We start from the raw sequence: 13,586 nt of genomic DNA, 5'->3' as shown, positions 1-13,586 counted from the left end.
CCCCTGAGTAGGGAAGACTGGGCCGCGTACGGCACCGGAACACGAGGAGGCACCCGCATGACGCGCCCGATCACGGCAGGCGTGGACGGATCGGAGGAGAGCCACGCGGCACTCGCCTGGGCGGCGCGCGAGGCCGTGCGCCGGGGTACGGCGCTGCGCGTGCTGCACTCCTGGCGGTACGAGCCGCGCGAGGGACTCGACGCCGGGGGCCGGGACGCCCAGGAGGGGTGGGTGCGGGACGCGGTGGGCGAGGCCGTGCGGGAGGTCCGTGAGCGGCACCCCGGCCTGGAGGTCTCCGCGGACGTACAGGAAGGGGCCTCCGTCGACACCCTGGTCGCCGCGGCGGCCGACGCCGAGATGCTGGTCCTCGGCTCGCGCGGGCACGGACGGCTGGTCGGCTTCCTGGTCGGCTCCGTCGGCCAGCAGGTGATCGCCGAGGCGGCCCGGCCCGTGGTCCTGGTGCGGTCCGGGGACCGGGCGAGCGGCGAGGTGGCCGGGCGGGAGATCGTCGTCGGCCAGGAGGGCAGCCCCGAGGACAGCGCCGACGCGCTGCGGTTCGCCTTCGAGACGGCCGCCGCGCGCCAGGCCCCCGTCCTCGCCGTACGGGCCTGGACGCTGCCGCCGGTGTTCGCGTACAGCCCCGCCTCGCTCAAGCTCCTCGACGAGGCCGGGGGCCCGGAGCCGTACGAGAGGAAGGCCCTCGCGGCGGCACTGGAGCCATGGCGCGGGCGCTTCCCCGATGTGCACGTGAGGGAGCACGTGGAGATGGGCAGCGCGGGGCAGGTGCTGCTGTCGCTCGCCGGCCGCGCCCAGCTGATGGTGGTCGGGCGCCGCGCCCACCGCACCGCCGTGGGCGCCCGGATCGGCTCGGTCGCGCACGGCGTGCTGCACCACGCGGAGTGCCCGGTGGCGGTGGTCCCGCACCGGGTGTGAGTCACTCGGGGGTGGTGGTCTCCATGGTCTGGCGGGCGCGCGGCAGGATGTTGTCGATGTAGTCCTTCACCGCCGTGTCGAGGCCGATGTCGTGCTGCGCGCGCTCCGACAGGTACCAGCGGTGTTCGAGGAGCTGGTGGTAGATCTCGGCCTGGTCCATGGCGCCGCGCAGCTCGACGGGCACGGCGCGCACGGTCGGCCGGAACACCTGGCGCACCCAGCGGTGCGCCAGGACCTCCGGCCGGGCGTCGGCGAAGTCCTCCTGGGTGGCCATCCAGCTCTCGAGGTCGCTGAGCAGCCGCCGGGCCTGGTTCTCCTCGGTGTCCAGGCCGGTGAGCCGCAGCAACTGCCGCTGGTGGTGCCCGGCGTCGACGACCTTCGGCACGAAGGTGACCGTGTCGCCGTTGGAGGAGCGCTCGATCTGCATCTCGGCCACGTCGAAACCGAGGTCGTTGAGCCTGCGTATCCGGCGTTCGATGTAGTGGTACTTGCCCGCCGGATAGACGGAGGTGCGGGTCAGCTCCCGCCACAGCCCGTGGTAGCGCGCGCAGATCTCCTGGCCGAACTCGATCGGGTCCACCGACGGGTGCAGCGCGCCGGACGCCTCCAGGTCCAGCAGCTCACCGCTGATGTTGACGCGGGCCAGGTCCAGGTCGTAGTCGCGCTGGCCGTCGCTGAGGCGAGGGTGCAGCTCGCCGGTCTCGGCGTCCACGAGATAGGCGGCGTACGCGCCCGCGTCCCGCCGGAACAGCGTGTTGGACAGCGAGCAGTCGCCCCAGGCGAACCCGGTCAGGTGCAGCCGGACCAGCAGCACCGCCAGGGCGTCCATCAGCCGGTGCATGGTCGCGGGCCGCATCGTCGTCTCGAACATCGACCGGTACGGCATCGAACCGCCCAGGTGCCGGGTGATCAGCACCGGCTCCAGCGGCTCACCGGCGGCGTCGGAGCGCCCGGTGACCACGGCGAGCGGGTCCACCGCGGGGATGCCGAGCCGGTCCAGGTCGCGCAGCAACTCGTACTCGCGCAGCGCCGGGCGCTCGGCGAGTTCCTTGACGGCGATCACCTCGTCCCCGGCACGGGCGTACCGCACGACGTGCCGGGAGATGCCGCGCGGCAGCGGCACGAGGTAGTCCTCGGGCCACTCCTCGAGCGGCGTCTGCCAGGGCAGGGCGAGCAGGAGCGCGGGGTGCTCCGGGTTGGTGGCACTGATCTGCAAAGCCATGGCCTGACCTTAAGCCGATCTCCTGAACTTCAGGCCGCCCGCTCCCGTGCTGCGCGCGCGGCCTCGCGGACCGGGCCCCGGTGCACGGGTCCGTGCCCCGGCAGCAGCACCTCACCGTCCAGGTCCTCGAGCGCCGCGAGGGAGGCCACGGCCCGCGTCCGCTCGTGGTGGAACATGTCCGGCAGCAGCTGCGGCCCCTTGATCCGGGCGGTGGCGTGCCCGCTGACCAGGGCGTCCCCGGAGATCACCACTCCGGCGTCCGGCACCTGGAAGGCGCAGTGTCCGAGCGTGTGCCCTGGCGTCGGTACGGGCACCGGGCGGCCGGGCAGGTCGAGCGGGCCGGGGGCCGGGAACGGCTCGGGAGCGGTGACCGGCACATGCCGGGTGCCGCCGGACCGCAGCGCGTGCACGGCCCACGGCAGCACGCCCGGCCGCCAGCCGTTGCGCAGCACCCGCCCGACGGACACCTGGTGCAGGAACTCCCGGCGGGCGTGCGGCACTTCGGCCTCGTGCAGATAGACCGGCGTGCCGTGCGCGGAGTGCAGATACTCCGCCGACCCGAGGTGGTCGTTGTGGGCGTGCGTGATCAGTACCGCCGCGACCGCCTCCGGCGAACCGCCCACCTGGGCCAGCGAGTCGAGTAGCAGCGCACGGTCCCCGGGATACCCGGTGTCGACCAGCGTGACCGCGTCCCCCTCGGTGAGGATGACCCAGTTGGTGTGGGAGCCGTGCACCAGGTAGATGCCGTCGGCGACTTGCCGTACTGCTGCCCGCATGATGGTCCCGCCCGGTGAGTTCCGCGTCCGACGGTGGACAGCAAAGCAGATCGGGGCCGCGCCGTGACGACCGGCTCCGGCCGCGTTCCGCGCGGGAACCGCGCCGTCCCGGGCCGGGCGCGGACAGCGCGCTTCCGCTCAGCGCACGCCGTGCGGTGTGGTTCCGTTCAGCGCACGCCGTGCGGTGTGGTTCCGTTCAGCGCACGCCGTGCGGTGTGGTTCCGCTCAGCGCACGCCGTGCGGGCGGAACTGCACGCTGACGCGTCCGCCCGCCGCCCGGGCCGTCTTGGGGACGCAGTGCTCCCAGGTCCGCTGGCAGGAGCCGCCCATCACGATCAGGTCGCCGTGGCCCAGGGGGCGGCGGACGGTGTCGCCGCCGCGCAGCGGACGCAGCAGCAGATCGCGGGGTGCGCCCACGGACAGGATGGCGACCATGGTGTCCTCGCGGGCGCCCCGGCCGATGCGGTCGCCGTGCCAGGCGACGCTGTCCCGGCCGTCGCGGTAGTAGCACAGGCCCGCGGTCGTGAACGGCTCGCCCAGCTCCTCCCCGTAGTACGCCGTCAGCGCGTCGCGCGCCTCGGCCAGCACCGGGTGCGGCAGGGGCTCGCCCGCGCCGTAGAAGGCCAGCAGCCTGGGTACGTCGACGACCTGGTCGTACATCTTGCGCCGCTCGGCACGCCAGGGCACCTCGGCCACCAGCTGCCCGAACAGGGCGTCCGCGCCGCCCAGCCAGCCGGGCAGCACGTCGATCCAGGCGCCCGCGTCCAGCTCGGTCCGGTGGACCCCGTGGAGGGGGCCGAGGCGGGGCTGGTCGGTCTGGTCGAAGAGGGAGGCCTGGAGGTGCACGGTCATGGGACCAGCGTAACTCCTGAATCGAAAATGCGTTCGCATGCGAGGGCTGGTCCTGGATAGCTGGCCTTTCGACGCTCGCGTCCGGACCCTTTGGATACATTGATGTATCGGATACATTCACGTATCGAGTCAGGGGAGCGGAGGCATCGTGACGGCGCAGCGCACGACCGGGCGGGTGACCAGGCGGCGGGTCCGCACGCGCGCCAACCTCCTGGACGCCGCGTTCGCGGTCTTCGCGGCCAAGGGGTTCGGACGCGTCTCCATCGAGGAGGTCTGCGAGGCGGCGGGCTACAGCAGGGGCGCCTTCTACTCCAACTTCGCCAGCCTCGACGAGCTGTTCTTCGCGCTCTACCAGCAGCGGGCCGACCTGATCGCCGAGCAGGTCTCCGGGGCGCTCGCGCTCGACGGCCCCGACCTGGACGTGACGGCCTCCGTCGACCGGGTCACCGAGGTGCTGCTGCTCGACGTGGACTGGCTGCTGGTCAAGACGGACTTCCTGGTGCACGCCGCCCGTGACCCGGCCGTCGCCCGGACCCTGCTGGAGCACCGCGAGCGGCTGCGGCGGACGGTCGCCGACCGGCTCGCGCGGGCCGCCGCGTTCCGCGCGCTGCCCACCGTCCTCGGCGGCACGGACGGCGCGGCCTGGGCGGTCGTCGCCGCCTACGACGGAGTCACCACCCAACTGCTGCTGGACAAGGACGTCGAGCACGCCCGTGCCTGGCTCAAGCAACTGCTCACCGCCCTGCTGACCGACGGCAGCGGCGCCTCCGTACAAGGAAGGGAACGGTCGCCATGGACGCCGACGTCATCGTCGTAGGAGCGGGCCTCGCCGGGCTGGTCGCGGCGCATGAACTCACCAGCCGCGGCAAGAAGGTCGCCCTGGTGGACCAGGAGAACGCCGCCAACCTCGGCGGCCAGGCCTTCTGGTCCTTCGGCGGGCTGTTCCTCGTCGACTCGCCGGAACAACGGCGCCTCGGCATCAAGGACTCCCTCGACCTCGCCTGGAACGACTGGCAGGGCAGCGCCGGGTTCGACCGGGTCGACGACGAGGACTCCTGGGCGGTGCGCTGGGCGCGGGCCTATGTCGAGTTCGCGGCCGGGGAGAAGCGGTCCTGGCTCGACGGGCACGGCATCAAGCTGCTGCCTCAGGTCGGCTGGGCCGAGCGCGGCGACCTGCGCGCGGGCGGCCACGGCAACTCGGTGCCGCGCTTCCACATCGCCTGGGGCACCGGCACCGGGGTGGTCGAGCCGTTCACCGCCTACGCCGAGCAGGCGGCCCGCGACGGACTGCTGACCTTCCACCACCGGCACCGCGTCGACGCACTCCTGATCACGGACGGCGCGGCACGCGGCGTACGCGGCACCCTGCTGGCCCCGGACGACTCACCGCGCGGTGTCGCGTCCCACCGCGACCCGGTCGGCGACTTCGAACTGACCGCCCAGGCGGTGATCGTCACCTCCGGCGGCATCGGCGCCAACCACGACATCGTCCGCCGCTACTGGCCCGAACGCCTCGGCACCCCGCCCGCCGAGATGGTCACCGGCGTCCCCGCCTATGTCGACGGGCGGATGCTCGACATCAGCGCGGAGGCGGGCGTGCGGCTGGTCAACCGCGACCGCATGTGGCACTACACCGAGGGCCTGCAGAACTGGGATCCGGTCTGGCCCGGCCACGGCATCCGCATCCTGTCCGGCCCGTCCCCGCTGTGGTTCGACGCACTCGGCCGTCGGCTGCCCGACCCCTGCCTGCCCGGCTACGACACGCTCAGCACGCTGAAGTACCTGCGCACCACCGAGGACATCGCCGGGTACGACCACTCCTGGTTCATCCTCACCCGGAAGATGATCGAGAAGGAGTTCGCGCTGTCGGGCTCCGAGCAGAACCCCGACATCACCTCCAAGGACCGCAAGGCCGTCCTGCGCGACCGGCTGCTCGGCAAGGGCGCGCCCGCCCCCGTGCAGGCCTTCGTGCGGCACGGCGCCGACTTCGTGGTGGCCGACACCCTGGAGGAACTGGTCGAGAAGATGAACGGGCTGACCGACAAGGCCCTCCTCGACGCCACCGAGATCCGCCGCCAGGTGACCGCCCGCGACCTCCAGATGGCCAACGCCTACACCAAGGACTCCCAGGTCCAGGGCATCCGCAACGCCCGCCGCTACATCGGCGACCGCCTCGGCCGCGTCGCCACCCCGCACCGGATCCTCGACCCCGAGGCCGGACCCCTGATCGGCGTGCGGCTGCACGTCCTCACCCGCAAGACCCTCGGCGGCATCCAGACCGACCTGGACTCCCGCGCGCTCGGCACCGACGGCAACCCCGTCGACGGGCTGTACGCGGCGGGCGAGGTCGCCGGGTTCGGCGGCGGCGGAGTGCACGGCTACAACGCCCTGGAGGGCACCTTCCTCGGCGGCTGCCTCTTCTCGGGCCGCGCGGCGGGGAGGGCGGCGGCGGAGCAGGTCGGCTGACGGGAGCGGGCTCAGTCGTGCAGCAGCCGCGCCAGCACGGCGGCGTGGCTGCGCTCCGGGGACGTCGACGCGGTCAGCAGGGTGACCGTCCCCGCGCGGGCGGAGGCGCGCAGCCGCTCCAGCTCCTCGGCCGCCCCGGGATCGGCCAGTTCCGCCTCGTAACGGCCGCTGAACTCCTCGTACGACCCCTCGCCCGCGTGGTACCAGCGGCGCAGCCCGGTGGACGGGGTGACGGCCTTGGGCCACTCGTCCACCCGGGCCGCGTCCTTCGCCAGGCCGCGCGGCCAGAGCCGGTCGACCAGGACGCGCGTCCCGTCGTCGGGATCCGGCGGTTCGTAGATCCGGCGTACACGGACACTCACGGTCGGTCCTCCTGTCGCGGTCTGTTTCCTCCGGCTTCCCTTCCCGCCTCATGGGTACCCCGATGCCCATGAGCGCCTGGGAGGATCTGCCGGTCATCGGCACGCTCGCCGAGCTGACCCGGCTCGTGGAGCGCCACCGGCGCCTGTACGTCCGCTGGTCGCGCGGCCCCGAGGCCGACCTGTCCGCCGCCTCCAGCACCGACGACCTGACCGGTGTCCCCATGCCCGGCCTGTCCGCCAACCCCCTCGACGTCGAGGAGTGGTGGCGGGGCCGCCCCGTGGAGCTGTGGGTGGCCCGCCGCCTGCACGACTACTCCCACCTGCCGCGGGACAAGGGCCCCGACGTCCGCCCCTGGATCCTCCAGGGCCGCGAGACCGGCCGCGGCCCCGACAACGAACCCCTGGTCGCGGAGGTACGCCCCCTGTGCCGCCTGGAGCCCCGGGTGATCGACGAGGCCCGGGACCAGGTGACCCGCCAGGAGCACGACTGGGGGCCACTGCGGCGGGGCGGGCGGTGAGGCGCCGCTCACCTCGGGGCGGAGGCGAGGCGGGCCAGGCCCGCCAGGCCGTCGAGGACGGCCTGGCCTTCCCGGTGCACGGGTTCCAGTTCCGCGACCAGGTCGCGGCTGGTGGCCATGTCGGGGGCGTCGATCCGCTCCTCGATCTGCCGTAGGGCCGCGCGCAGGCGGTCCCGGTACTCGGTGACGTGGTCGGCGACGGCGTCGGCGAGTTGCTGGCCCTGGTGCCGGGCGACCGTCGCGAAGTCCCCGCGGGCCCTCTGCGCCTCCTCGGTCAGCCGGTTCCTGCGGTCGTCCCGGGCCTGTTCGAGCACCGACCTACGGGCCTTCAGCACCTGGGCGCCCGCCACGGCGGCCACCCCCGCCGCCGCGAGCCCCCCGGTGGTGACGGTGAGCGCGGTGAGCGACAGGCTGGCCAGCACCGAGGTCACCACGCCGCCCAGGGCGCTGGCGACGGTGACGGCGGCCCCGGCGGCCTGGACCATGCCGTAGACGTCGAGTCTTCGGCGGTCGTCCAGGACGGGGAACAGCTCCCCGGGGTTCAGCGGGGCCGCCTGGACCAACTGGGAGGTGTGCTCCTCACCGCTCAGTTCGGAGCACAGCAGCGCACGGGCCCGGGCGTCGAGGGACTCGACGTGCCCCGCCCACAGCACGGCGGGCCCCTGCTCCGCCGTCATCCACTCGGTGAACAGCCGCGTCTGGCGCAGTCTGATGTCGGCCCGGTGCTCCAGACCCAGGTCACCGGCGTCGATCACCGCGTCCAGCTCCCGGTGGAAGACCTCCGCGAGTTCACCGAACCGCCGCTCGGTGTCCCGGACCCGGCGGTCCAGCTCGGCCGCCAGTTCGCCGCGGACACGCTCCGCGGACTCCTCCGTCTCGGCCAGCCTGCGCCGCAGGTCGTCCCGTTCCCCCGTCAGCTGTTCCACGGACACCTGGTGGGCGGCCAGCACGTCGGCGACCATGCGGTGCCTCCGGTCGACCAGCCGGTGCGCCTCGTCGGCGATCTTCCCGAGATGGAACTGGCCCGTCCCGCTCTCGATCATCTCGGTGAGCCGTCGGCGCAACCCCTGCATACGGCTGCTCACGCGGCCCCGCTGCGCCGCGCGGGCGTTGCCCTCGGCCTCGTCGAGGTCGGCCTGGGCCTCCCACGCCGGTGACACCCCGATGAATCCCTCGCCGACGAACGAGGCCCCCGCGCCGCCCGGATCCCGGAACCGCTCGCGCAGATAGGAGTTGTTGGTCTCCTGCGCCGACTGCCAGGCGGGCCGGTTGTCGTTGCCGAGCTGATCGGCGCGGTCGATGCCGGTCAGCACCCACAGCACCGGCTTGCCGGTCTGGAGGTGGTGGTTGTACAGGTCGGTGATGAGCCCCAGCTCGTTCGCGGTGAGGGTGGCGGTGCCCTGGGTGACGTAGAGGAAGCAGTCCGCGTCCTTCCACGCCTCGTACATGATGTCCTCGTACGCCGGGTCCGGGGACTCGGCGCCCGGCAGGTCGAAGAACTTGGCGGGCAGCGACGCGTTCTCGATGAGCAGTTCGAGGTGGACGACGTCGAGGTGGTAGTGGTCCGGGAAGCGGTTGGCCCGGTCGCCGTCGGTGGCGCCGTAGGCAGCGACCACCCCGGGCGCCAGATCGGTCCCGATCTCCACCCAGTCCGCGGGGTGACCGGCGAACTTCACCCGCAGCAGCCCCCGCCCCGGTGCGCGCACCTCGGCATCCGGGTGGACCGGTGTCACCGTCGACGGGCACGCCGTGGTGGGGGTGGGGGAGGACGGGAGGATCCCGATGTACTGCTGGGTGAAGCCGCCGTCCGGCTGCTCGAAGCGCTCGTACCGCAGGCCCTTCTGAAGACCGCTGATGAGGAAGCTCTTGCCGGACGACTGACGGCCCAGCAGCCCGACGTTGAGCAGGGACGAGCGGGCACGACCGCGTTTGCCGCGCAGATCGCGCACCTGCTCGCCTATCTCGGCCTCGTCCACCGGGAGCCCGCTTATCCCCGGCAGACTGTTCAGCCATCCCAGGGAGCGGTCAAGGAGCAGCAGCAGGTCCTCGCGGACCTCGTCGACGGTCGCCATCCGCCATGGATACACCAACGGCCCCTACATCGGTGGGTGTTGGGAGATAATGCGACCGGTCCGTTCCGTGCCCTTCACGGCGTCCGCAGGGACTCGGCCGCCTGCGCCGTGACCGCCTCGGCCAGCAGCGCCAGCGCGGGCGAGTGCAGTCGCCACTGCTGCCAGTACAGCGGGACGTCGACCGCCCGGTCCGGCGCGAAGGTCACCAGCCGCCCGGCGCGCAGCAGCGGTTCCGCCTGGGCCTCCGGGACCATGCCCCAGCCCATGCCGGTGGCCACGGCTTCGACGAACCCCTCCGACGTCGGCACGTAGTGCCGTCGCGCGCTCGCGGTGGTCCGCCCGTGGGTCAGGCGGCGGACGAAGCCGTCCTGGAAGTCGTCCCGCCGGTCGAAGACGACCACGGGCGCGACCGGGAGCACCTCGGAGAGGGAGCCGTCCAGACGGCGGGCGGCGAAGTCCGGGTGGGCCACGGGAAGGTAGCGCATCCGGCCCAGCGACCGCACCGAGCAGCCCGGCACCGGATGCGGCGAGGAGGTCACCGCCGCCATCACCACGCCCTCGCGCAGCAGGGCCGCCGTGTGGTCCTCGTCCTCGCGGCGCAGCTCGAACCCGAGCGGCGGCTCCTCGGGAACGCGGCGCAGGGCGGCGAGGAACCAGGTCGCCAGCGAGTCGGCGTTCACCGCCACCGTCAGCCGGGTGGGCTCCCCGGCGCCGCTCAGCCCCAGCTCGGCATGGGCGTCGCGCTCCAGCCGGGCCACCTGCCGGGCGAGCCGCACCAGTACCTCGCCGGACTCGGTGGGGCGCACCGGCTTGGTGCGCAGCAGCAGCACCCGTCCGGCGCGCTGCTCCAGGGCCTTCACCCGCTGGCTGACCGCGGAGGGCGTCACGTGCAACGCCGCGGCGGCCGCCTCGAAGGTGCCCTCGTCGACCACCGCGAGCAGGGTGCGCACCTGGTCCAGGGGTAGCTCCTCGGTCATGCGTCCGCCGCCCTCCCGGTCTCACCCTTCAGAAGGGCTAAGGATAGGTAAGAATCCTTAGCTGTACTTCCCCTCGCCGCTTCCTTAGCGTCGACGGCATGCCCAACGCCCTGACCGCCGCCACCGCCGGGTTCGGTACCGGACTCTCCCTCATCGTCGCCATCGGGGCGCAGAACGCCTTCGTCCTGCGGCAGGGGATACGCCGCCAGGCCGTCCTGCCGGTCGTCGCGATCTGCGCCCTGTCCGACGCGCTGCTCATCGCCCTCGGGGTGGCCGGGGTCGGCGCGGTGGTCGTGGCCTGGCCCGCGGCGCTGACGGTGGTCGCCTGGGTCGGCGGCGTCTTCCTGCTCTGCTACGGCGCCCTGGCCGCCCGCCGGGTGTTCCGGCCCGGCGCGCTGCGGGCGGACGGCGCCGCCGCCCTCTCCACCCGCCGGGCGGTGCTCACCTGTCTGGCGCTGACCTGGCTCAACCCGCACGTCTACCTCGACACGGTGTTCCTGCTCGGCTCGGTCGCCGCCGACCGCGGCCCGCTGCGCTGGACCTTCGGCATGGGGGCGGCGCTGGCCAGCCTGTGCTGGTTCGCCGCGCTGGGCTTCGGCGGCCGGGCGCTCGGACGGTGGCTGGCCCGGCCGTCCGCCTGGCGGGTGCTGGACGGCCTGGTCGCCGTCACGATGATCGTCCTCGGCGGGACGCTGATCGCGGGCGCCTGAGGCGCTATCGCACGCCGCGCCGGTGCAGCGCGTACTGCTCCATCAGCTGGCCGCGCGTCATCTCCAGCCGGTGGGCGAGGATCTCGGCGACCGTGCGCACCAGCGTGAACCCCAGCCGGGGGTCCTCCTCGCACAGCTCCAGCACCGCCTGCGCGTCGAACTCGTAGGCGCGTACGGGGCTGAATGCCTCCGCGCCGAAGTCCCAGCGGTACGGCGGGAACAGCCAGGACCAGCCGAGCAGATCGCCCGCACCGAGGCTCGCGACGGTCACCCGCTGGGTCGGGGACAGCCGCTGGTCGAGCGAGACCGCGCCCGAGCGGACCACCCAGAAGCGGTCGGCCGTGCCGTCCGCCTCGAAGATGCGGGCGTCCTCGGCGAAGGAGACCTCACGGCCCAGGGCCATCAGGTGCTGACGCTGCGGCGGGGGAAGGGCGGTGAGCAGTTTCGTCGCTCTGGTCATGGCGCGGGGCTCCTCACCGGGGACGGGTTCCGTGCTCTGCCTACGCCCCATTGGAGCCCCCGGCGGCCCGTCGCGCATCCGGCCGCGGACCAGGCGCGGGCCGGGGGACTCGGGGCAAGGAAAAGCCCTGGCTGGACGGGGGAAGCCAGCCAGGGCAGTACAGAGGGCGCGGAGGAGGGGTTCCATCGACTCCGTCACCAGCTATGAGTGAACAGTAAACCATCATCCGCGCTTGTATGTAATCAGGAGCGGGCCAGGTGACCCGTTTCACTTCCCGGCCCGCTTCCCGGGCGTCAGGATCTCGTCCAGCACCCGCACCACCGCCTCATAGGCCAGCACCCGCACCGCGGCCTCCCGGGACTCGCCCGGATCGGTCGGCCGCAGCGCGTCGCGCCGGTCCCGCCAGGTCCGCTCCTCGTCCCGGGCATACGCCCGGGCGCGCTGGAGCCGCCGCAGCAGTTCGTCTGAGTCCACGACATCGGTCATGCCGTCCGCGTACCCCTCAGGGGCGCTTCGATGGCGGTCATCCCGCGGTCGACGGGACATGTTTGGCATGCCCGCGGAGGGTCAGCCGAACAAGGAGAGACGTGGTCCCCCACCGGGCGAGTCAGGGAGCGAAAGGATGTCAGCGCAGCACTGGACCGAGTCCCGAGCCGAGCCGGACCCGATGCCCGGCGCCCAGGACTCATGCCGCCCGGCCGACGTCCGCACCGCCGTACGGTGCGCGGTCGCCTGCCGGTGCCGGGACACGGGCACCCCCTGTGACGAGGACGCCCTCTCCGACGCGCTCCTCGTGGCCTCGGAGCTGACCACCAACGCCATCCTGCACGGCGGTGGCGTCACCGATGTCGACGTCGACGTGGACGAACACGACGTCCGGGTCTCGGTCAGCGACCGCAGCGACCGGCTCCCGGAACTCACGCCCGCCCTCGACACCCACGGACGGCGCCGCACCGGCGGACGCGGCTGGCCGATCGTGTGCCGCCTGGCGCGCGCCGTGAGCGTCTCGGAACTGCCGTCGGGCGGCAAGCGCATCACCGCCGTCGTCCCCGTCTTCTGATCCGGCACCCGTTTTCTTGGGCTTTGCCCGGTCGCGGTGTTTGGTCCGGCGGGGGAGGGGCAGACGCAGTTTCGTGCTTCGGACCGGAGGCGCGACGGCGGGGAGCGGTATGACCGCTCCGGCCCTCCGGGTGATCCGGACGGTGTTCCCCCTCCCCGCGGTCATTCCCTGAGACGAAACCACCGTTCAGGAGCGATACCGCATGCTCACCGACATGTCGACAAGCCGACCCGGCACCCCCGGGCGGACCGCTTCGGCCCCCCGACGGCAGCACGACGACGCCCCCGACACCGCGGCCCGGTTCAGCAGGCTGGCCACGCTGGCCGACGGACCGGAGCGGGACGCGCTCCGTGACGAACTCGTGGAGGCCTGGCTGCCCATGGCCCACCGCATCGCCGGGCGCTTCCGCGACCGCGGCGAGTCCGTCGAGGACCTGCGCCAGGTGGCGGCGCTCGGTCTGGTGAAGGCGATCGACCGCTACGACCCCTCCCGCGGCGCCTTCGAGAGCTACGCCGTGCCCACCATCACCGGCGAGGTCAAGCGGCACTTCAGGGACCGTATGTGGGCCCTCAGGGTGCCGCGCCGCATCCAGGAACTGCGCAACAAGGTGCGCGTCGCTCGTCGCGACCTCACCCAGAACCCCGGCAGCCCCGAGCCGACCGTGGCCGATCTCGCGGAGCACACCGGACTGACCGAAGAGGAGGTCACCGCCGGTCTCGAGGCCCTGGACAGCTTCAGCACCCTGTCCCTGGACGCCGAGCTGTCCACCGACGACGACGGCTACAGCCTCGCCGACACCCTCGGCGGCCCCGACTCCTCCTACGACACCGTCGTGGACCGCGAGTCGGCCAAGGAAGGGCTGCGCCGACTGCCCGAGCGGGAGCGGGCCATCCTCTACATGCGGTTCTTCGAGGACATGACGCAGAGCCGCATCGCCGACCAACTCGGCATCTCCCAGATGCACGTGTCCCGGCTCATCAGCCGCAGCTGCGCCCGCGTGCGCGCCGAGGCTTTGGGCAACCGGCCTGGTCCCCGGGCAGTCGCCTGAGCCGTCCGGGCCATCCGGCGCGGCGCCCCCCGGGCCGCGGGGCGCCCCGCCCCCGCACGGCTCCCCCCCCGCCCGACGCCCCACCGGCGCCCCCCCATAGTACGGCGGCAAGTAGGCCGCGGTGTGAACG

The 13,586-nt window shown here is 73.0% G+C and carries 15 protein-coding genes; 7 read left to right on the top strand and 8 right to left on the bottom strand.

Annotated features, from left to right (window positions below):
- Window positions 1-57: 57 nt before the first annotated feature.
- Window positions 58-933: a universal stress protein gene (locus ACFVQG_RS00125; protein WP_383374997.1), complete on the top strand. Its 876-nt coding sequence runs from the start codon at window positions 58-60 to the stop codon at window positions 931-933.
- A 1-nt stretch (window position 934) separates the two neighbouring features.
- Here the strand turns inward: ACFVQG_RS00125 and ACFVQG_RS00120 are convergent, their stop codons facing one another.
- The 3 genes from ACFVQG_RS00120 to ACFVQG_RS00110 all read right to left on the bottom strand — a co-directional run bounded on the left by ACFVQG_RS00120 (window position 935) and on the right by ACFVQG_RS00110 (window position 3,783).
- Window positions 935-2,155, bottom strand: coding sequence for a DUF4032 domain-containing protein (locus ACFVQG_RS00120; RefSeq protein WP_383374995.1), 1,221 nt, complete (start codon window positions 2,153-2,155; stop codon window positions 935-937).
- A gap of 29 nt (window positions 2,156-2,184) precedes the next feature.
- On the bottom strand, window positions 2,185-2,931 hold the full coding sequence (locus tag ACFVQG_RS00115) for an MBL fold metallo-hydrolase (protein WP_383374993.1): 747 nt from the start codon (window positions 2,929-2,931) through the stop codon (window positions 2,185-2,187).
- Window positions 2,932-3,156: 225 nt separating this feature from the next.
- Window positions 3,157-3,783: an alpha-ketoglutarate-dependent dioxygenase AlkB gene (locus ACFVQG_RS00110; RefSeq protein ID WP_383374991.1), complete on the bottom strand. Its 627-nt coding sequence runs from the start codon at window positions 3,781-3,783 to the stop codon at window positions 3,157-3,159.
- A gap of 148 nt (window positions 3,784-3,931) precedes the next feature.
- Between ACFVQG_RS00110 and ACFVQG_RS00105 the strand changes: the two genes are divergently transcribed.
- Window positions 3,932-4,600 carry a TetR/AcrR family transcriptional regulator gene (locus ACFVQG_RS00105; protein ID WP_383374989.1) on the top strand — a complete coding sequence of 223 codons (669 nt, stop codon included), beginning with the start codon at window positions 3,932-3,934 and terminating at the stop codon, window positions 4,598-4,600.
- On the top strand, window positions 4,576-6,249 hold the full coding sequence (locus tag ACFVQG_RS00100) for an FAD-binding dehydrogenase (protein ID WP_383374987.1): 1,674 nt from the start codon (window positions 4,576-4,578) through the stop codon (window positions 6,247-6,249). The genes ACFVQG_RS00105 and ACFVQG_RS00100 overlap by 25 nt, the downstream gene beginning before the upstream one ends.
- Before the next feature lie 11 nt (window positions 6,250-6,260).
- Here ACFVQG_RS00100 and ACFVQG_RS00095 read toward each other — a convergent pair whose 3' ends face one another.
- Complete coding sequence (locus ACFVQG_RS00095; protein ID WP_383374985.1) at window positions 6,261-6,611, bottom strand: DUF488 domain-containing protein; 351 nt, start codon at window positions 6,609-6,611, stop codon at window positions 6,261-6,263.
- 68 nt (window positions 6,612-6,679) lie between these two features.
- Here ACFVQG_RS00095 and ACFVQG_RS00090 point away from each other — a divergent pair, with 68 nt between their 5' ends.
- Window positions 6,680-7,129, top strand: a complete 450-nt coding sequence (locus tag ACFVQG_RS00090; RefSeq protein WP_383374984.1) for a DUF6098 family protein — start codon at window positions 6,680-6,682, stop codon at window positions 7,127-7,129.
- An 8-nt stretch (window positions 7,130-7,137) separates the two neighbouring features.
- Here the strand turns inward: ACFVQG_RS00090 and ACFVQG_RS00085 are convergent, their stop codons facing one another.
- Window positions 7,138-9,201, bottom strand: a complete 2,064-nt coding sequence (locus ACFVQG_RS00085; protein WP_383374982.1) for a hypothetical protein — start codon at window positions 9,199-9,201, stop codon at window positions 7,138-7,140.
- Between the two features lie 74 nt (window positions 9,202-9,275).
- A complete protein-coding gene (locus ACFVQG_RS00080; protein WP_383374980.1) occupies window positions 9,276-10,178 on the bottom strand; it encodes a LysR family transcriptional regulator ArgP in 903 nt (300 codons plus the stop codon).
- Between the two features lie 98 nt (window positions 10,179-10,276).
- Here ACFVQG_RS00080 and ACFVQG_RS00075 point away from each other — a divergent pair, with 98 nt between their 5' ends.
- Window positions 10,277-10,888 (top strand): LysE/ArgO family amino acid transporter, encoded by a 612-nt coding sequence (locus ACFVQG_RS00075; protein ID WP_383374978.1) that lies wholly within the window; start codon window positions 10,277-10,279, stop codon window positions 10,886-10,888.
- 4 nt (window positions 10,889-10,892) lie between these two features.
- Here the strand turns inward: ACFVQG_RS00075 and ACFVQG_RS00070 are convergent, their stop codons facing one another.
- Window positions 10,893-11,348 (bottom strand): cyclic nucleotide-binding domain-containing protein, encoded by a 456-nt coding sequence (locus ACFVQG_RS00070; protein WP_383374976.1) that lies wholly within the window; start codon window positions 11,346-11,348, stop codon window positions 10,893-10,895.
- Between the two features lie 267 nt (window positions 11,349-11,615).
- Complete coding sequence (locus ACFVQG_RS00065; protein WP_383374974.1) at window positions 11,616-11,834, bottom strand: hypothetical protein; 219 nt, start codon at window positions 11,832-11,834, stop codon at window positions 11,616-11,618.
- Between the two features lie 136 nt (window positions 11,835-11,970).
- On the opposite strand from ACFVQG_RS00065, the gene ACFVQG_RS00060 reads away from it, so the two are divergent.
- Both ACFVQG_RS00060 and ACFVQG_RS00055 read left to right on the top strand, forming a co-directional pair.
- A complete protein-coding gene (locus ACFVQG_RS00060; RefSeq protein WP_383374972.1) occupies window positions 11,971-12,408 on the top strand; it encodes an ATP-binding protein in 438 nt (145 codons plus the stop codon).
- Window positions 12,409-12,610: 202 nt separating this feature from the next.
- Complete coding sequence (locus ACFVQG_RS00055) at window positions 12,611-13,456, top strand: RNA polymerase sigma factor SigF (protein WP_383374970.1); 846 nt, start codon at window positions 12,611-12,613, stop codon at window positions 13,454-13,456.
- The last annotated feature ends 130 nt before the right edge of the window (window positions 13,457-13,586 follow it).

It is taken from the genome of Streptomyces sp. NPDC057877 (genome assembly GCF_042796855.1).
Lineage (GTDB): Bacteria > Actinomycetota > Actinomycetes > Streptomycetales > Streptomycetaceae > Streptomyces.
The sequence above is the reverse complement of the archived record's forward strand: the minus strand, read 5'-3'. Positions and strand labels throughout refer to the sequence as shown.